Annotated in this window: 15 protein-coding genes and 2 pseudogenes; 10 read left to right on the forward strand and 7 right to left on the reverse strand. The window is 72.4% G+C overall.

Annotated elements, in window-relative coordinates; translation table 11 throughout:
- Nucleotides 1-8: 8 nt before the first annotated feature.
- The 8 genes from AB0N81_RS18200 (at nt 9) to AB0N81_RS18235 (ending at nt 7,683) form a co-directional block, all read left to right on the forward strand.
- Nucleotides 9-1,220 carry a pyridoxal phosphate-dependent aminotransferase gene (locus AB0N81_RS18200; RefSeq protein WP_365359322.1) on the forward strand — a complete coding sequence of 404 codons (1,212 nt, stop codon included), beginning with the start codon at nt 9-11 and terminating at the stop codon, nt 1,218-1,220.
- 59 nt (nt 1,221-1,279) lie between these two features.
- A complete protein-coding gene (locus AB0N81_RS18205) occupies nt 1,280-1,861 on the forward strand; it encodes a peptidase (RefSeq protein ID WP_365359324.1) in 582 nt (193 codons plus the stop codon).
- A gap of 35 nt (nt 1,862-1,896) precedes the next feature.
- The gene (locus AB0N81_RS18210; protein ID WP_365359506.1) at nt 1,897-3,123 is read left to right on the forward strand and encodes an FAD-dependent monooxygenase; all 1,227 of its coding nucleotides are present in this window, start codon (nt 1,897-1,899) and stop codon (nt 3,121-3,123) included.
- Nucleotides 3,124-3,186: 63 nt separating this feature from the next.
- Nucleotides 3,187-4,479, forward strand: a complete 1,293-nt coding sequence (locus AB0N81_RS18215) for a VWA domain-containing protein (protein ID WP_365359326.1) — start codon at nt 3,187-3,189, stop codon at nt 4,477-4,479.
- A complete protein-coding gene (locus AB0N81_RS18220; RefSeq protein WP_365359328.1) occupies nt 4,479-5,273 on the forward strand; it encodes a hypothetical protein in 795 nt (264 codons plus the stop codon). Before AB0N81_RS18215 ends, AB0N81_RS18220 begins: the two co-directional genes overlap by 1 nt.
- A 121-nt stretch (nt 5,274-5,394) precedes the next feature.
- Nucleotides 5,395-6,000, forward strand: coding sequence for a histidine phosphatase family protein (locus AB0N81_RS18225; protein WP_365359330.1), 606 nt, complete (start codon nt 5,395-5,397; stop codon nt 5,998-6,000).
- A 65-nt stretch (nt 6,001-6,065) separates the two neighbouring features.
- Nucleotides 6,066-6,992, forward strand: coding sequence for a TIGR03619 family F420-dependent LLM class oxidoreductase (locus AB0N81_RS18230; RefSeq protein WP_365359332.1), 927 nt, complete (start codon nt 6,066-6,068; stop codon nt 6,990-6,992).
- Nucleotides 6,993-7,035: 43 nt separating this feature from the next.
- Complete coding sequence (locus AB0N81_RS18235) at nt 7,036-7,683, forward strand: hypothetical protein (RefSeq protein ID WP_365359334.1); 648 nt, start codon at nt 7,036-7,038, stop codon at nt 7,681-7,683.
- A 464-nt stretch (nt 7,684-8,147) separates the two neighbouring features.
- Here the strand turns inward: AB0N81_RS18235 and AB0N81_RS18240 are convergent.
- From AB0N81_RS18240 to AB0N81_RS18265, 6 genes and pseudogenes are all read right to left on the reverse strand, one after another.
- Nucleotides 8,148-9,707: pseudogene (locus tag AB0N81_RS18240) on the reverse strand (class I adenylate-forming enzyme family protein); the annotation flags it as partial.
- A gap of 18 nt (nt 9,708-9,725) precedes the next feature.
- On the reverse strand, nt 9,726-11,636 hold the full coding sequence (locus AB0N81_RS18245) for an anthranilate synthase family protein (protein ID WP_365359336.1): 1,911 nt from the start codon (nt 11,634-11,636) through the stop codon (nt 9,726-9,728).
- Nucleotides 11,633-12,256 (reverse strand): isochorismatase family protein, encoded by a 624-nt coding sequence (locus AB0N81_RS18250; protein WP_365359338.1) that lies wholly within the window; start codon nt 12,254-12,256, stop codon nt 11,633-11,635. Before AB0N81_RS18250 ends, AB0N81_RS18245 begins: the two co-directional genes overlap by 4 nt.
- A 74-nt stretch (nt 12,257-12,330) precedes the next feature.
- Nucleotides 12,331-13,101 (reverse strand): 2,3-dihydro-2,3-dihydroxybenzoate dehydrogenase, encoded by a 771-nt coding sequence (locus AB0N81_RS18255; protein WP_365359508.1) that lies wholly within the window; start codon nt 13,099-13,101, stop codon nt 12,331-12,333.
- A gap of 105 nt (nt 13,102-13,206) precedes the next feature.
- Nucleotides 13,207-13,367, reverse strand: a pseudogene (locus AB0N81_RS18260) (3-deoxy-7-phosphoheptulonate synthase); the annotation flags it as partial.
- A gap of 128 nt (nt 13,368-13,495) precedes the next feature.
- On the reverse strand, nt 13,496-14,956 hold the full coding sequence (locus AB0N81_RS18265) for an MFS transporter (protein WP_365359340.1): 1,461 nt from the start codon (nt 14,954-14,956) through the stop codon (nt 13,496-13,498).
- A gap of 205 nt (nt 14,957-15,161) precedes the next feature.
- On the opposite strand from AB0N81_RS18265, the gene AB0N81_RS18270 reads away from it, so the two are divergent.
- The gene (locus AB0N81_RS18270; protein WP_365359342.1) at nt 15,162-17,048 is read left to right on the forward strand and encodes a helix-turn-helix transcriptional regulator; all 1,887 of its coding nucleotides are present in this window, start codon (nt 15,162-15,164) and stop codon (nt 17,046-17,048) included.
- A gap of 149 nt (nt 17,049-17,197) precedes the next feature.
- Here AB0N81_RS18270 and AB0N81_RS18275 read toward each other — a convergent pair whose 3' ends face one another.
- Complete coding sequence (locus AB0N81_RS18275; protein WP_365359344.1) at nt 17,198-17,755, reverse strand: SigE family RNA polymerase sigma factor; 558 nt, start codon at nt 17,753-17,755, stop codon at nt 17,198-17,200.
- A 250-nt stretch (nt 17,756-18,005) separates the two neighbouring features.
- Here AB0N81_RS18275 and AB0N81_RS18280 point away from each other — a divergent pair, with 250 nt between their 5' ends.
- On the forward strand, nt 18,006-18,428 hold the full coding sequence (locus AB0N81_RS18280; RefSeq protein ID WP_365359346.1) for a thioesterase family protein: 423 nt from the start codon (nt 18,006-18,008) through the stop codon (nt 18,426-18,428).
- Nucleotides 18,429-18,446 lie beyond the last annotated feature (18 nt).

Genomic DNA, 18,446 nt, shown 5'->3' on the forward strand with positions numbered 1-18,446 from the left:
CGCACCGCATGGAGTTCCGGCAGTCGAGCAAGCTCAGCGAGGTCTGTTACGAGATCCGGGGCCCCGTCATCGAGCACGCGAACGCGCTGGAGGAGGCGGGCCACAGCGTCCTGCGCCTCAACACCGGCAACCCCGCGCTCTTCGGCTTCGAGGCGCCCGAGGAGATCGTCCAGGACATGATCCGGATGCTCCCGAAGGCGCACGGCTACACGGACTCGCGCGGCATCCTCTCCGCCCGCCGCGCCGTCGCCCAGCGCTACCAGGCGCTCGGCCTCGACGAGGTCTCCGTAGACGACGTCTTTCTCGGCAACGGCGTGTCCGAGCTGGTCACCATGGCCGTACAGGCTCTCCTGGAGGACGGCGACGAAGTCCTCATCCCGGCCCCCGACTTCCCCCTGTGGACCGCCGTCACGACCCTCTCCGGAGGCAAGGCCGTCCACTACGTGTGCGACGAGTCGGCCGACTGGTACCCCGATCTCGACGACATGGCCTCGAAGATCACCGACCGCACCAAGGCCGTCGTGATCATCAACCCCAACAACCCCACGGGCGCGGTCTATCCGAAGGAGATCCTGGAGGGCATCCTCGACCTGGCCCGCAGGCACGGCCTGATGGTCTTCGCCGACGAGATCTACGACCAGATCCTGTACGACGACGCGGTGCACCACAGTGTCGCCGCCCTCGCGCCCGACCTCGTGGTCCTCACCTTCTGCGGCCTGTCCAAGACGTACCGGGTGGCGGGCTTCCGCTCCGGCTGGATGGTGGTCACGGGCCCGCAGCAGCACGCGAAGAGCTACCTGGAGGGGCTGACGATGCTCGCCTCCATGCGTCTCTGCCCCAACGCCCCCGCGCAGTACGCCATCCAGGCCGCGCTCGGCGGCCGCCAGTCCATCCGCGAACTCACCACGCCCGGCGGCCGCCTGCACGAACAGCGCGACAAGGCCTGGGAGAAGCTGAACGAGATCCCCGGCGTCTCCTGCGTGAAGCCGAAGGGCGCCCTGTACGCGTTCCCGCGCCTGGACCCGAAGGTCCACCCCATCCACGACGACGAGAAGTTCGTCCTCGACCTCCTCCTCCAGGAGAAGATCCAGGTCGTCCAGGGCACCGGCTTCAACTGGCCCCGCCCCGACCACTTCCGCATCCTCACCCTCCCGTACGCCGACGACCTGGACGCGGCGATCAGCCGCATCGGCCGCTTCCTCAGCAGCTATCGTCAGTGACTTCCGTCCCGCCGATACCGAGCCCGGGGAGCGCCGTGCCCTCCTGCACCACCTGCGCCGTGCCCGTCCACACGCAGTTCGCCTCGCCCGACCTCGTCGCGCCCATCGTGTACGAGGGGTTCGACCGCGCCGCCGACCCGGCCTGGCGCACCTCGGGCGCCGCGACGGTCGAGGACTACGCGCGCTGGTGCGGTCACTTGTGTGGTCTGACCTGCTTCCGGATGGCCCTCGGGCCGTCCGCGCCGACCCTCTTCGAACTGCGGGACGGCGCCCTCAAGTACGGCGTGTACACGGAGGTGGACGGGGTCATCAAGGGCATGATCTACGCCCCGTTCGCCGAGTACGCCCGTGACGGGTTCGGCCTCGACGCCGAGGTCCACCGGCACCTGCCCGTCGAGGAGATCGGCGCGCTCCTCGACGAGGGGCGGCAGGTCATCGCCTCGGTGCACTTCGAGATCCGCCGCCCGCACCGGCCCTCGCCGGGCAGGGGCGGTCACCTGGTGCTGCTCACCCGGCGTACGGCCGGCGGGCTGTTGCACTTCCACAACCCCTCGGGCATCGACGCGCGCACCCGGGCAGCCACGATGTCCGCCGTCGAGTTCGAGCCGTTCTTCGCCGGTCGCGGGGTGTCGCTGCGCTGACAGGTGGTCACCGTGGCTGCCAGGATGGCGGCATGATGCGTGGAGGCAACGTCGCCGTCGTGGGCGGCAGTATCGCCGGGTGCGCCGCGGCCCTGGCCGTGCTTCGGGGCGGCGCGGACGAAGTCACTGTCTACGAGCGTGCCGCGGGGGACCTGGCTGACCGTGGTGTGGGGCTCGCCATGCACAACTCCCGTTACGCGGAGCTGGAGTCGGCCGGATATGTGGACGCGGGCATGGCGTGGGTGCAGCTCGTGCGGCGGCGCTGGTACGTGCGGGACCGGTCGGCCGCGTCGCCGCTGGGCCGGGAGATCGCCGTGATGCCCTTCCCCTTCCGTACGTACAACTGGGGTCCGCTCTGGCGGGAGTTGCGCGGACGCCTCCCCGGGGACGTGGACTTCCGCGCGGGTGTCACGGTGCGGGCGGTGCGTCCCGGCGACGGGGGCGTCGAGGTGCGCACCGAGGCGGGGAGCACGCGCCACGACCTGGTCGTCGGCGCCGACGGTTATCGCTCGGTGGTCCGCGCGGCCCGCTTCGGCGACGTACGTCCGGCGTATGCGGGGTATCTCGCCTGGCGCGGTGCCTTCCCCGAGGCACGGCTGGACGATCCGGAGCTGTGGGCCGACGACGACTGCGTGTACGCCGTCTTCCCGGGCGGCCACGTCATCATCTACCGCATCCCCGACGGCGCGGGCGGCCACCGCGTCAACTGGGTCCTGTACACCGCCCCGCCGCCCGGCCTCGACCTCGGGCTCGGTCTCGACCTGCGGCTGACCGGTCCCACGAGCCTGCCGCCCGGCGGGCTCACACAGGCCCTCGCCGCCCACCTCGGGTACGTGGCCGACGAGCTCCTGCCGCCCTATTGGGGCGCGCTGCTGCGGGAGACGGCGCCCGACGAACTCCTCCTCCAGCCCATGTACGACTTCACCGCGCCGCGCTGCACGGCGGACCGCGTACTGCTGGTCGGTGACGCGGCGGCGGTGGCGAGGCCGCACACCGGCGCGGGCGCGGTCAAGGCGCTGCAGGACGCCACGGTCCTTGAGTCCGCCCTCACCTCGGCGGACACATGGACGGACGCCCTGGCCGCGTACGACGCGGACCGCACCGTCTCCGGCCGTTCGATGGTGGACCTCGGGCGGCGCCTCGGCGGGGCGCTCGTCCAGGCGACGCCGGACTGGCGGGCCATGGACCAGTCCGCGATGGAGACGTGGTGGAAGCAGGCGGACGGGACCGGCGCGTTCGGCGGCCGGGAACTCAAGCGCTGACCCGCGCGGACCGGTTCCGGCGTCGTTTTGGGGATGCGCGCCGAAGATCAATAGTATCCGGCGATGATCACAAGACAACGGCCGGCGGCCTGGGTCATCGCCCTGCTCGCCGCCCTGACAGCCGGGCTCGTCACGGCGGGCCCCGCCGCCGCCGATGACGACGACGAACCGGCACAGCCCTCCCCCAAGGTCGAGCTCGTCCTCGACGTCAGCGGCTCCATGCGGGCCCGCGACATCGACGGCAAGTCCCGGATGGCCGCCGCGAAGCAGGCCTTCAACGAGGTCCTGGACGCGACCCCGGACGAGGTCGCGCTCGGCATACGCACCCTCGGCGCCAACTACCGCGGCGACGACCGCAGGACGGGCTGCAAGGACACCGAGCTGCTCTACCCCGTGGAGCGGCTCGACAAGGCGGGCCGCACCGACGCGAAGACCGCCGTGGCGACGCTCGCGCCGACCGGCTGGACCCCGATCGGCCCGACGCTCCTCAAGGCCGCCGACGACCTGACGGACGACGACGCCGAGCGCAGCCGCCGCATCGTGCTCATCTCCGACGGCGAGGACACCTGCCAGCCGCTCGACCCGTGCGTGGTCGCCCGCGAGATCTCCGCGAAGGGCATCCACCTCACCATCGACACACTCGGCCTGGTGCCCGACGCCAAGACCCGCGACCAGCTGAGCTGCATCGCGGAGGCCACCGGCGGAACGTACACGTCGATCCGGCACACCGATGAACTCTCCGGCCGCGTCAAGCAGTTGGTGGACCGTGCAGCCGATCCGGTCGTCACGCCCGTGGAGGCGAAGGGCGCCGCGCAGTGCACCGAAGCGCCCGAGCTGAAGTCGGGTCTCTACACCGACCGTGAGAAGTTCGGCGAGCACCGCTGGTACCGCGTGGACGTCCCCGCGGGCAAGGAGCTGCGCGCCTCCGTGAGCGTCGCCGCGGACCGGGCCGTCGACAAGGACTACGGCGTGCTGCTGCGCGCCGAGACGCCGGGCGGCCGTGAGATCGTGCGCGGCCAGGAGTCCGGCGACGGGCGCACCGACGTCATCTCGACGGGCCTGCGCCACCCGACGCCCGAGGCGGACGACGACGAGGAGGAAGCGGCCTCCGAGACCGTCTGTCTGCGCGTCAGCAACTCCTTCTCCGCTCCCGCGTCCGTGAAGACGACGCCCGGCCTGCCCGTCGAGCTGGCCGTGGACCTGGTGGACTCCCCCGACGAGGCGTCGGACGTGGCGTCGTTCGGGCTCGGCCACGGCTGGTGGCTGCTCGGTGTGCTCGTCCTGGTCGGCTTCGTCGCCGGTCTGGTCTGGGGCTGGCTCTCGCGCTGGCGCTTCGCGGTCTGGAGGACCAACTGATGCGTACGACACGTGTGGTGCGGCGTCTCGCCGCCGCGACCGGTGCCGCCCTGCTCGCCCTGGCCGGGGCTCCGGGCGTGGCGGCCGCGGACGACGACGAGTCCGGGGCGGTGACGGAGGCGGGCACGTCCTTCCGTACCGCCACCGCGATCCGCGTCGACCAGGAGGCCACGGCGGAGGCGTCCACGGGTGACTACCTGTACTGGGCGTTCCCCGTGGACACCGGGCAGCGCGCCACCGTGCACGCGACGGTGAAGCTGCCCGACGCGGCGGCCCGGCACGCCGCGTCCACCTGGCAGGTCGACGTGTACGACGGGCTGCGGCGCCGTCAGGCCTGCCGGCTCGGCACGCCCACGAAGACGGCCGCGCGGGACGCGGCGTCGGTGTCGCTGTCCTGCACGCTGCGTACCGTCAGGTCCTGGTCGGAGCAGTGGGCGAACGACCCGCTGCCGGGCACCTACTACCTGCGGCTCACGGTCACCGACCTCAAGGCGGACGACCTGGGGCTGCCGGTGCGGGCTGAGGCGAAGGTCACCACGACCGACGCGGGCGGCGCGCAGGCCGTCGACGGGGCGCTCGCGGAGCCGCTGGTGCCGGGCTCGGGCTCGGACCGCTCGGACAAACAGCGGACCGCCGCCGCCGTCGAGCCCGAGGACGGCTGGTCGGGCGGCTGGTGGTCGTCGCGCTGGCTGTGGACGGCGGCGGGCGGTGTCCTCGCGGCGCTCGCGGGCGTCGGCGGCTATGCGCTGACGCGCGGTTCGGGGCGGCCCGCCCGGGTGCCGCAGGGTATGTAGCGCGGGATGTGACGCCCGCTTGCCGGGTCCCGCCGGGCGCGGGGCGCGGGAGGCGTGGCAGGCTCGGTGGTGGCGGTGCCGGACGGCCCGCCACCACCGGGAGAACAGGAACGGCGCGATCATGGGTGATCTGCTCCTCGTCCGGCACGGCGAGACGGAGTGGTCCCTCTCGGGGCAGCACACCAGCTGGACGGACATCCCCCTCACCGACAACGGCAGGGAGCAGGCCCGCTCGCTGGCCCCCCTCATCAGCAGGTTCCGGATCGGGGCGGCGTTCACCAGTCCCCGGCAGCGTTCGCGGGAGACGGCGGAGCTGGCCGGGTTCGGGGACGCCCGGGTGGACCCGGACCTCGGCGAGTGGGACTACGGCGCGTACGAAGGCGTCACGACCGTCGAGATCCACCGCACCCGGCCGGACTGGTACCTCTTCACGGACGGTGTCGCGCCCGGCCCGCCGGAGCATCCCGGCGAGAGCCCGGAGCAGGTGGGCGAGCGGGCCGACCGCATGCTGGCCAAGGTGGACGCGGCGCTCGCCGACAACGAGGGCAGCGTCGTCCTCTTCGCCCACAGCCACTTCCTGCGCGTCCTCGCGGCCCGTCGTCTGGGCCTGCCCGCGTCGGGCGGCTCGATGTTCCTGCTCGCCACCGGCACGGTGAGCCGGCTGAGCACGGAGCACCGGCGGCATGTGGTGGCGAGCTGGAACCTGCGCCCGCAGCTGCTGAAGTGACCGACTGCCGACTACCGACGGCCGACTGCCGACTGCCGAAGTGACGTCATTCGACACACGTATGGATGATCATCAAGACTGCGGCCATGCGATACGGCATCAACCTCCTCAACTTCGGCTCAGGCACGACCCCCGACTCCCTCCTCCGGCAGGCCACCGACGCCCGCGATCTCGGGTTCGAGTTCGCGATGATCTCCGATCACATAGCGGTGACACCCGACGTCCACGAGGTCTACCCGGCGCCGTTCTACGACCAGTTCGTACTCGCCGCGTACCTCGCGGGCCGCGTGCCGGGGCTGCGGCTGGGCACGACCATCACCGTCATCCCGTACCGGCACCCGCTGCAGACCGCGCGCCTGGCCGCCAACATCGACCGGCTGAACGACGCCGGGTTCGTGCTCGGCGCCGGGGTGGGCTGGTCGGCGGCCGAGTACGAGACGCTCGGGGTGCCCTTCCGTGAGCGCGGCGCGATCACCGACGAGTACCTCACCGCGATCCGCGCCGCCTGGCGCGAGGACCCGACGTCCTTCCACGGCAAGTACGTCGCGTACGAGGGTGTCCGCACCGCGCCGGCCCCCGCGTCGAGCCCCTGCCTTCCCGTCTGGGTCGGCGGCAACTCGCCCGCGGCGCAGCGCCGCGCGGCCCGGCTCGGCGAGGGCTGGCACCCGTTCATGCCGAGCCGGGCCCTGCTGGGCGAGGCGCTTCCCCGCATCGCGGCGGAGGCCGAGGCCGCGGGCCGTCCCGCGCCGGACCTGGTGCCGCGTCTGCAGATCCGGCTCGGGCAGCAGCAGGACACTCCGGAGCGGCCGCTCGGCCACGGCAGCGTCGACCAGGTCCGCGGTGACCTGGAGACGCTGGCGGGGCTCGGCGCCACGGACGTCCTCCTGGACACGTACCCCGGCACGCCCGGGGAGCGGGCGAGCGCCGACGAGGACCGGCGGGTCCTCGAACTCCTGATGTCAGTGGCTCAGGGCACCATCGGCAGTAGTTGACCTGACCGGTCGACGGAACCGGCCAGGGGAAGGGGTGCGAGCGGTGAAGCCTCCGACAGCCGCGCAGCGGCGGATCATCGAGGCCGCGGACCCGGAGACCGGGCGCCTGTCCGGCAGCGAGGCCCAGCTGACGGCCCTGGTGCGGGCGCGTCTGGCCTTCCGTCACCCGCGGCCGCCGCACGCGCACTTCCTGACCGCCGCCGGTCATCGCGTACGGGAGGAGGGCGCCGCGGACACCGCTCCGGAGCCGTCGCCCGCACCCGCGGCCGCAGCGGCTTCAGGGGGGTTTGCCGCGCGCACCGGCGCGGAGACGGCACCGCCCGCCGTCGAGGGCCCCGCCCGGGCACGGGAGGTGCGCAGCGCGTGGGAGGGCCTGGTCGAGCTGCGCCGCATGACGAATCCGGACGGCGCCCGGGACCGCCCCTGCGGCTGGGAGCGCACGCATCTCGTGCGGGCGGCGGCGCTGGCCCTGGAGGCGGCGGGCTGCCGCCCCGCGGCCCCCGGCCGCGACGGCTACCGGGTCGACGCGACACCACAGCCGGAGGCCGTCGCCGTGCGCGACGCGACGCCGGACGGACTCCGGGCGTGCGGGGCGGCCCTGGAGCGGGCCGGCTGGCAGGTCAGCGAACACACGGAACCGCGCGGGGGCGGACGCTCCCGCTATGTACTGGCGTCGCCACGGAGGGCGTGAGCGGGGACGGAGCGCGGCGAGGACGACGCGGTCCGGGACGTGCCGGGGGCGTCTGTGCCGAGCGCATCTGTGCCGGGGGCGTCCGTGCCGAGGGCGTCCCTGCTGGGCGCGCCCTTGCCGGGGGCGTCCTTGCCGAGCGCGTCACTGCCGGGCGCGCCCTTGCCGGGGGCGTCCTTGCCGAGCGCGTCCGTGCCGGAGGCGTCCCTGCCGAGCGCATCCGTGCCAAGCGCGCCCCTGCCGAGCGCATCCGTGCCAAGCGCGCCCCTGCCAAGGGCATCCGTGCCGGGGGCATCCGTGCCAAGCGCGTCCCTGCCGGGGGCATCCCTGCCAGGGGCATCCCTGCCAGGGGCGTCCCTGCCGGGCGCATCCCTGCCGAGCGCATCCGTGCCGAGCGCATCCGTGCCGAGCGCGTCCGTGCCGGGCGCGTCCGTGCCGGGTGCCTCCCTCCCGGGTGCGGGCAGGATGCCCGCTGCCAGCAGCCCGGCGAGTTCCAGTCTCTTGATCTTCGTGGTGGCGGTCTGCGGCAGGTCCTCGATGCGCCACTGGACGGGCCGCGCCATGGGAGCGAGCGTCGCGGCGGCCGTGTTCCAGGCGGCCGGGTCCAGCGGCTCGTCGTTCTTCGTGCACACCACGGGCACGGCCCTGCCGTCCGGGCCCCGCACGATGATGACCTCGGTGAGCTGGTCGAGCCTGCCGATGAGGGTGTCCTCCGCGGCCAGGGTGCTGCCGAACCCCTCGATGAGGTCGACCTCGCGGTCCAGGAGGTGGACGCAGCCCCATGCGGTGCGGTAGCCCACGTCGCCCATCCGCCACCAGCCGTCGTGGGAGACCTGCTGGTCGTAGCGGTCCCGCTCGCCCAGGTACGTGACGATCCGGCCGTCGCTGCGCACCTCGATGTAGCCCGGGTTGGTCTCGGAGGGCGGGTTCCCGTCACGGCTGACGACACGGACGTCGGTCATCCCGGGGAACGGCATGCCGACACAGCGCCCGTCGTCGTCCAGGGTGCGCCGCCTGGTGAAGGCCCGGACCACCGCGGGGCCGATCTCGCTCTGCCCGTAGAGCTGCCCGAAGAGCGGGGCCCTGCGCCGCGTGGCGTGCAGGAGGCGGTGCACGGTACGGGGGTGGATCGCGTCGAACGTGCTGCTGAACAGCTTGACGTTCGCCAGCGGCCGCCGCGGGTCGTCGGCCAGCTGCTCCCACTCCATGAACGAGTTGGGGTGGGCCTCCAGAATGCCCGGGCGCAGGCGGGCGAACAGGTCGGCGACCTGCCGCGGCCCGGAATCGGCCAGCACGAGGACGGGGAAGCCGCGCAGAAGTGAGATGGCGAGGGCGGTGAAGAGCCGTGAGTGCACGAACGAGACGTGCAGGGCCGTCGTCTCCCGCTTCGGCACGAGAGGCGCCAGGGCCGCCGCCTGCGGCCGGTACCGGGCTTGGAGGGTCCGGCCCGTGTGGACGGCCAGCTTCGGGGTGCCGGTCGTCCCCGAGGTGTGGGTGATCAATGCCGGATGCCCGGCGGGCATGGTGACCGTGGGGACGCGCTCCGCCCCGGCGAACGAGGCGAGCGGCGTGGCTCCCTCGTGGTCGCCCGAGGTGAGGAGCACCCGCTGGGCCGTGTCGAGGACGGCGGCGGGCAGTTCCTCCGCGAGCTTGGCCTCGTCCGTGACCAGGAACGGCCGGCCGGCCCTTGCGACCAGTTCGGCGACGGTCCCGCCGTCCAGCGTCGGCGACAACAGCACCGGCACCGCGCCGACGCGGGCCACCGCGCAGGCCAGGAGGGTGATGTCGAAGCTGTTGGACTTGTGGACGACGACGCGTTCGCCGGGGCGGACCTTCGCGGCCCACAGCCGGGCGGCGAAGTCGTCCACGAGGTCGGCGATCTCGGTGACCGTGGCTCTGCGGCCGAGGCCGGGCGCGATATCGAGGTCGTGGTCGAGGATCAGCACATTCGTGGGGTGCCGGGACGCCGCTCGTTCGAAGAGCGTTCCCAGTCGTATACCGCGGTTGGCAAGGCGTTGGAGCAGCATGGCGCCGAGTACTCCTCATCAGGACAGGGACAGGGTGAAAGGGGGCGGGGTGGGGGCGAGGAGCGCGCCGAGCATCGTGCCCATGATGCGCGGACCGTCCTTCGTGAGGACCGACTCGGCGTGGAACTGCAGGGACGCGAAGTGCTCTCCGCGCAGGGCGTGGATCTCGCCCGTCGCCTGGTCCCTGCTCACCCGGACCCGGCCCGCGTCGCCGCACTCCGCCTCGTCCACCGGGCTCCGTGCGGCGAACGTGTTGTAGAACCCGACCTGTTCGGTGGCGCCGAAGAGGTCGATCTCCCGCTGCGCGCCCTGGTTCGGGACGCTCCTGCGCACGAGGTCGAACCCGAGTTCCGCGCTGAGCACCTGGTGGCTCAGACAGACGGCCAGGAACGGCAAACGCTCGGCCAGCAGGGTCTGCGTCGCGGCCCGCAGGCGGCCGATCTTCGGGTGCAGGACCTCGCGCGGGTCGCCGGGCCCCGGCCCCATCACGACCAGGTCGTGGCCGTCGAACGAGTACCGCTCGTCGAACCGACGTACCGTCACATCCAGTCCGAGCGAGCCGAGTTGGTGCCCGATCATGGCGGTGAAGGTGTCCTCGGCGTCGACGATGAGGACCCGGCGCCCCGTCAGCGACGCGTCCTCCCTGCGCCGTTCGCTCTCCTCGGCCAGCCAGAAGTCGGCGATGCCTTCGTTGCGCCGCTCCAGTGCCGCGCGAACGCTCGGGTGGGCGCCGAGCCGTCCCGGGCGGCTGCCGCTGAGCGCGCCGATGAGGCCGGCCGCCTTGGCGCGCGTCTCCGCGGCCTCCGACGCCGGGTCGGAGTGGCGCACGAGCGTGGCTCCCACGCCGATCTCCAGCCTGCCCCCGCTGTCGATGTCGGCCGTGCGGATCAGGATCGCCGAGTCGAGCGTGCGCCCGCCTTTCCCGTCCCGGCCGATGAGCGCGGCGATCCCGCTGTAGTAGCCGCGCCCCTCGGGCTCGTACCGTCCGATGACCCGGCAGGCGCTCTCCAGCGGGCTGCCGGTGACGGTGGGGGCGAACATCGTCTCGCGCAGGATCTCGCGGGGGTCCTCGGTGCTCTCGCCCTCGATGAAGTACTCGGTGTGGGCGAGCCGCGCCATCTCCTTGAGGAACGGGCCGACCACGCGGCCGCCCCCGACGCAGATCCGGGCCATCATCTTGAGCTCTTCGTCCACCACCATGTAGAGCTCGTCGGCCTCCTTGCGGTCGGCGAGGAAGTCCATGGCTCCGGTCAGCGTGGGCCCGGACTGCGGGAAGCGGTAGGTGCCGCTGACGGGGTTCATCACCGCGACGCCGTCCCGCAGGCTGACGTGCCGTTCGGGCGAGGCTCCGACGAAGGTGCGCTCCCCGGTGTGGATGAGGAACGTCCAGTACGCGCCGGACTCCTGCTCCAGGAGGCGCCGGAAGACCGTGAGGGCGCTGTGCGGGCCGTAGTCGGTGATGTCCGCGACGAACGCGCGTTTGATGACGAAGTTCGCGCCCTGCCCCGTGCCGATCTCGTCGGCGATGACGCGGCGCACCGTCTCGGCGTACGTCTCGTCGTCCACGTCGAAGTGCCCGTCGGACAGCTCGACCGCGATGTCCGGGATGCGGGCGAGCACCTCGGCGACCGGCAGCGAGTGCTGGTCGGCGACGGACAGGGCGATGAGCGGCGAGCCGTCGTCGGCGCAGGTGAACCCGCGCTCGGCGAGCTGCCGGTAGGGCACGACCGTGAGCACCTCGTGGCGGGGTGTGCCGGGCCCCGGCGCCTCGCCCTCGGAGAGCGGGAGGTCGAGCAGCGAGGCGGGGAAGGACACCGCGCCGAACAGGAGGTCGAGCACGTCCGGGCCCGTCCTCTCGGGCCGGTGCAGCAGGGCGAAGGGGGGCGTGCCGGGCGAGAGAACGCGGGCCAGGGGGTCCGTGCCGCTCATGCGAGGACCTCCTTGGCGGTGGTGACCACGGCGCAGCACCGGGCCGCGTGGGCGAGGGCCTGCCGGTGGAGGTCCTCGGTGAAGTCGGCGACCGCGTCGGCCACCATGAACGTCTCGATGTCGTGGCTGTACGCATCGACCGCCGTGGTCAGGACCCCTACGTGCGCGTACACACCGCAGACGACGAGCTGATCCCGTCCCCCGGCACGCATGCGCTCCAGGAGGTCGGTGCGGAAGAACGCGCTGTAGCGCCACTTGGTGAGCCGCCAGTCCCCGGCGGCCGGGGCGAGCGGCCCGACGACTTCGCGGTCGGCCGGGTCGACGCGCATGCCGGGCCCCCAGAAGTCCTTGAGCAGGCCGCGCTGTTCGTCCGTCATGCCTCCGGGCTGAGCCGTGTAGGCGACCTGGATGCCCTGTGCGCGTGCCTGCTCGCGCAGCAGCGTCACATTGCGTACGAGTTCCTCGCGCAGCCCCTCGGGCAGTGGTTGCAGGAAGTAGCGCTGCATGTCGTGGACGAGCAGGACCGCGCGCTGCGGGTCGACGGTCCACTCGGGGACACCGGCGGGCAGGTCGCCTGCCGTCGGCATGGGATAGGGCGCGATGGGCGGTATGCCGGCCATGGCTCTCCTCGGCTCTCCTGATGGGGTGGGTGGGGTCGTCGTGCCCCTCGGGTTACGTCCGTTCTCGCGCGCCGTCAGACGCCGAGCGTCGCGCCGCCGTCGACGGTGAGCTCGTGCAGCGTGATGTGGGCCGCCCGGTCGGACAGCAGGAAGACGACGGCGTCGGCGATGTCGCGCGGTTCGGCGATCCTGCCGAGCGGGATGCCCACCCGGAACGCCTCGGGCCGGCCTTCGATCGTCGCCCGGGGGCCGGTGTCGTCGTGCCACATCGAGCGGAGCATGGGGGTGTCGGTCGATCCGGGCGCCACGACGTTGCTGCGGATGCCGTGTGCGGACACTTCCAGGCCCAGCGATTTGGTGAACATCGCGGCGGCGGCCTTCGACGCGGCGTAGGCGGCCATGTCGGCGCGCGGGGTGGAGGCGGCGTTGGACGCGACGGTGACCATCGCGCCGCGGCCGCGGGACGCCATGCGGGCGGCCACGGCACGGGAGACCTGGAACACGCCGGTCACGTTGACGGCGAAGGTGGCGTGCCAGTCCTCGTCGGTGAAGTCCGCGACCGGTCCCTGCCGTAGGACGCCCGCGGCGTTGACCAGGTGTTCGACGGGTCCCAGGCGACGCTCGACCTCGTCGACCAGCGCGCGTACGGCCGCGCGGTCCGTGACGTCGGCGGGGAACGCCTCGGCGGCCAGCCCGTCCGCCGTCAGCTTCTGTACGGTCTCGTCGAGTCGCCCGGCGTCCTTGTCGACGGCGGCGACGATCACGCCGCGTTCGCCCAGCGCCCGTGCCACGGCGGCGCCGATGCCTCCTGCCGCTCCGGTGACGAGAGCGATCGTGTGCTCCATGGGGGGTCTCCTCGCTTCGATGGGGGGGCGGCGGCTCGCGGGAGTAGGGCTGAACCGCCGTGCGGGGGGCTTCAGTTCTGCCAGGCGGCGACCACCGTCGTCGCAGTCGGTCAGGCACTCGTGCACGTCGTCCGGTGTGGTCTCCAGGTGCAGGCCGCCCGCTTCCCGCACCGTGCGCCGAAGGCGGTCACCTCGCGTGCCACGGCGCCCACGAACCGTGTCTTGCGCCCGTCAGGGGCGGTGACGGTGTTGCCGTGCATCGGGTCGCCATCCGGCAATACGTCATCGGGCAATACGTCGTCGAGCAATATGTCGTCCATCGAATTCCCCTGTTCGGCTCCGGAAAATGGCATGGGGGTGCCGCGGGACGTACGGGTGAAGTGCCTTCAATTCGTCAGTGACGCACGGATTCGGCAATGCGCTTGATGACCCAGCACATGCACATGACGGCGACCACAAGCACCAGGTCGATCAGTGCGGAGCTCGTCATGGCGCGTGCGTAGTCCGGCGCGGAGGGCTTCTCGCCGAGCAGGGCGAAGAATGTGGCGCCGACGAGGGCGACACCCGCCGAACTCGCGAACTGCTGCGTCGTGGTGAGCACTCCGGAGGCCGCTCCGGCCTTCTCCGGGCGCACCTTGACGAGTGCGGCACCGATCAGGGCGGGCAGTACGAGGCCGTTCCCGAACCCGACGAGGCAGAGGCACGCCACGACCAGCGGCACACCGACGTCCTGTCCGGAGTGGTGGAGCAGCACCGCAAGGAGCAGCAGCCCGGCCCCCGTCACCGCGCTACCGGCGATGAGCACCTTCGCGCCGAACCGGTCCGCGAGCCTCCTGCCCAGCAACGAGCTGCCCGCGAAGAGCACTCCCATGGGGGCGAAGACGAGGCCGGCCCCGAGCGGGCCGAGGTCGAGCCCGGACTGGAGCAGCATGGTGAGGGTGAACATGAAGCTGCCGAAGTAGAGCTGGAAGGCGATGCCGGCGATCATTCCGGAGCTGAAGGACGAGCTGCGGAACAGGGTGAGGTCGAGTACGGGGCTGCCCGGACCGCGGGTCAGCGCGCGCTCCCAGAGCAGTGTGCCGACCGCCACCGGCAAGGCCGCGCCCAGGCAGATCCACGACCAGGCGGGCCAGCCCTCGGTCCTGCCCAGGGAGAGCGGCAGCAGTACGAGAACGAGCGCGAGGGACACGCCAGCCGCGCCCGCCGGATCGAGTCCGACGTTCCCGCGGGGCCCCGGGGCCGAGGCCGGGGCCGGCAGGTGACGCGCCGCGAGCACGGCGGCGACCGCGCAGACCGGCACGTTGATTAGGAAGATCAGCCGCCAGCCGGGCACGAAGAGGTGCAGCTCCAGGAGCCCGCCGCCGAGGACCTGCCCCGCGATGGAGCCCAGTCCGCTCGCCATTCCGTAACCGGCGAGGGCCCGCGGCTTGGCGGCGGCCGGGAAATGGGCGGTGATCACGGCGAGTACCTGCGGGACCATCAGCGCGCCCGCCGCGCCCTGCACGAGGCGCGCCGCGACGAGCTGTCCGGGTGTGGCCGTGATGCCGCACAGCAGGGAGGAGAGGCCGAAGGCGGTCATGCCGATGACGAAGAGGCGGCGGTGTCCGTAGATGTCGCCGAGCCTGCCGCCCGTGATCATTCCGCTGGCGAAGGCGAAGGCGTAACCGCCTACGACGAGTTCCAGCATCCCCGCACTGGCGTCGAGGTCGCTTTCCAGCGATGGCGCGGCCACATTGACGACGAAAAAGTCGAACTGGACGATGAACATCGCCGAAAGAAGCACTCCGAGGACAAGTCCGCCGCCTGGCGCCGACGGCTTCTTTCCCGGTCCGGCGGCGGAGTGGAGGTCGATCAATGTGGCTCCTTGAGAAGCGACTGCCTGCGGCTTGAAACTATCTGCCGTCGCGCGTCGGCGGAACTACTCGACCGAGTAGTCCTGACCCACCCGCACCGCACCACCCGTGTCGTACGTCACAGGAGTTGCGGGTGTCCTGCTGTAAACCGGCCCGCCCGCTCGGACAACAAAGGAGGGTCAACCAGCCGACGCTGATGGGTACTTCATGTGCAAGAACGAAACATGGGCCGCCGCGCACACCGGTCTCGGTGAACTGTCGGAAGGAGCCCGGCAGTTCGTGCGGGGCGCGGCCCTGGTCGGGGAGACGTTCGTGCTGCACGACGTGGCGCAGGTGCTCTCGGTGACGACCCTGTCGCTCCTGCCCGCGCTCGACGAGGCCGTCACCGCCTCCCTGATCCGGTTCGCCGGGGACCGGCTGGCCTTCCGGTCCGCGTGCCTGCGCCGGCGGCTGAGTGCGGACGTCCCGGCTCCACTGCGGGAGATGCTGCGCCGCGTGCCGCCCGTGCCGTCCGCGCCGCCCGTGCCGTCCGCGCCGTCCGTGCCGCCCGTGCCGTCCGTGCCGCCCGTGCCGCCCGTGCCGCCCGCGCCGTCCCTGATGCCCTCCCTTCTCCTGGCACAGGAGAGCCTTTCCGGGCCGCTCCCGTCGCGGACGAGGGATCGTCTGCGGGACGCGCTCGGCGCGGCACTGCCCTCCCGTGAAGGCGATGCCGACCGCATCCTCGGGCTGTTCCTGGACGACGAGCGCGCGCGGCGGGACCGGGCGCGGGCGGTTCTCGCCGGACACGGCGGCGTTCCCGCGGCCGTCGTCGCGGCGACGGTCCTGTCCCACCTCGAGTGGGTGTCGGGCCGCCTGGACGCGGGGCTGTTCTGGGGGCGTGCGGCTGTCCGCATGACCGACGGGTCAATGCCGTCCGCTTGGCGGCCGTATCCGCGGCTGGCCTTGTCCGTCAAGCTGATCCAGGCCGGACGTGTCGCCGAGGGACGGGCGGAGCTGGCCCGGCTGCGGGTGGCGGCGGAGCGTGCGGGCAACCGGCAGGCGATCGCCGACTCGACGATCGAGCACGGCCGGCTGCTGCTCGGCTCGGGCCGTATCGCGGAGGCCGAGACGGACCTGGCGAGAGGGGTCGCCCTGGCCGGCCGGCTCGGCGTCGGCACGACGGCGTCGGAGGGTCTCTCGCTGCTGGCGGTGACGGCGCTGCGGCGCGGGGAGACGGACGAGGCTAGGACGCACATGCGGCGTGCGCGCGCCGAACTCGCAGGTGAGCAGGCCGTGTTCCCCTCGCTTCCCTCACTGCGCCATGTCTGGGCCGACTTCCTCGTGACGACGGCGGGGGCGGACCCGCGCAGCGCCGGGGAGCTGCTGGCCGGGCGGCGCGAGGCGCTCGTGAGGCCCTCGCTGTTCCTCCGGGACCCCGGAGCCGCGGCGCAGTTGGTCCGCCTGGCGCAGGCCGCCGGAGACCCGTCCCTCGCCTCCGCCGTCGTACGCGAGGTGGAGCGCCTCGCGGCACGGAACACGGCACAGCCCGCGCTGGCCGCCACCGTCGAGCACGCGCGGGGGCTGCTGCACGGCGACGCGGCGGCACTGGAGCACGCGGCGCGTGAGCACGGCGATCCGTGGGCCGCCGCCCTGGCCAGTGAGGACCTGGGGATGCTGTATCTGGGGCCGGGCCGGCGGACGGCGGATACCGTCGCGGCACACCGTTGTCTGCGAGCGGCCAGGGAGCGTTACTCCGGCATCGGGGCGCGGGCGGACGCCGCGCGGGTCGAGAACCGTCTGCGTGACCTCGCGGCCGCGGACGCGACCGCGGACGCGGGCCGGCAGACGTCGTCCTTCCCGAAGCCGGTGCTCACGAAGCCGGAGCTCCCGAAGCCGGTGCCCCCAAAGCCGGTGCTCACGGAGGCGGAGCTCACGGAGGCGGAGCTGCGCGTCGCGCGCCTGGTGGCCGAAGGGCTGACCAACCAGCAGGTGGCCAAGCAGGTGGCGCGCTCTCCGCACACCGTCAACTACCACCTGCGCCAGATCTACCGGAAGCTCGGCGTGGGCTCACGGGTCGAGCTGGCGCGGATCTTCGCCGCACCGCAGCCGGGCTGAGGGCCTCATCGGCCGCTCCCGCACTCCTGGAAGATCACGCGCCGGGACGGGGAGGCCCCGGACACCGCCCAGACGCCGGCCGCGCAGGCGAGGGCGACCGGCACGAGGACGGCCGAGCGCGGGACGCAGCCGGTCCTCGGCGGACGCGTTCACCCCTCGGCCTCTTTCATGACCCGGCTCAGCTTCGCCATCCCCCTGGAGGCGTGGGACTTCACCGCGCCGGTCGAGATGCCCATGGTCTCGGCGATCTCGGACTCCTTGAGGTCGAGCCAGTACCGCAGGACGAGTACCTGGTGCTGACGGACGGGCAGCGAGCGCAACGCCCGTACCACCGTGCGGTGTTCGTCGCGCACGATGGCCTGCTGCTCGGCGGAGAGTTCGAGTTTCTCGACGTGGCGCTGCGCGTGCCGTCGCACCACCCTGAGGTGACGCAGTCGCATCCGGGCCAGATTGCAGACCGTGCCTTTGAGATAGCCGAGCGCCGCCTCAGGGGAGCTCAGCCGCGACCATGTGCGATGCAGTTGGCAGAAGGCCTCGGCCACCACGTCCTCGGCGTCCCCGTCGGCGCCCAGCAGGAAGGCGAGCCGCAGCAGTCCCTGATAGTGCGCGCGGAAGAGGCCGGCGACGGCGGCGCCACCCCCACCGCCCGAGTCCGTTGTGCCGCGCCGCACGTCCTTGGTGGACCGCACGCCCTTGGTGGACCGCACACCCTTCGCCTCCCGCAGTCGCCGCTCGCCGGTCACTTCGTACGGCGAGCAGTCAGTCGACCCGCCCCGCGAACCGGCTCCCCTCGCCACATCCGGACGCCAGAACGGTAGACCGACTACATGCCCCACGCAACCAATTTTGGAAACTCTTTTCCACTATCCGGAAGCACGGAAGCGGTCGCGGAATGCCGTACGGCTCAACCGAGTTGCACGCATCGAGCACGACCCGAAGACCGTCGAAGGGAACACCGTGACAGAGCCCTACTCCGTGAGCGTCGGCGTCCGTGGGTACGAGACGGACACCCAGGGGCACCTCAATCAGGCCGTCTATCTCCAGTACGCCGAGCACGCCCGCTGGTCGCTGCTGCGCGAGGCCGGCATCGAGCAGACCGACCTCCTGGACAAGGGCGTCGGCCCCGTGGCCCTGGAGAGCACCATCCAGTACCGCAGCGAGTTGCGAGCAGGGGACGAGACGACGGTGAGCTGCGCGTTCATCTGGGGCGACCGCAAGACCTTCCGCATCGAGCAGACGATCACCAAGGCGGACGGCACGGTCTCCGCGACCGTCTCCTCCGTCGGCGGGCTGCTCGACCTCAAGGAGCGGCGGCTGGTGGCGGACCCGCGCGAGTACTTCAGGGCACTGGCGACGACACCGGAGAGGCTCGGCCTCTGACCATGTACGCGGCGGCGC

It is taken from the genome of Streptomyces sp. NPDC093510, from assembly GCF_040683555.1.
Lineage (GTDB): Bacteria > Actinomycetota > Actinomycetes > Streptomycetales > Streptomycetaceae > Streptomyces.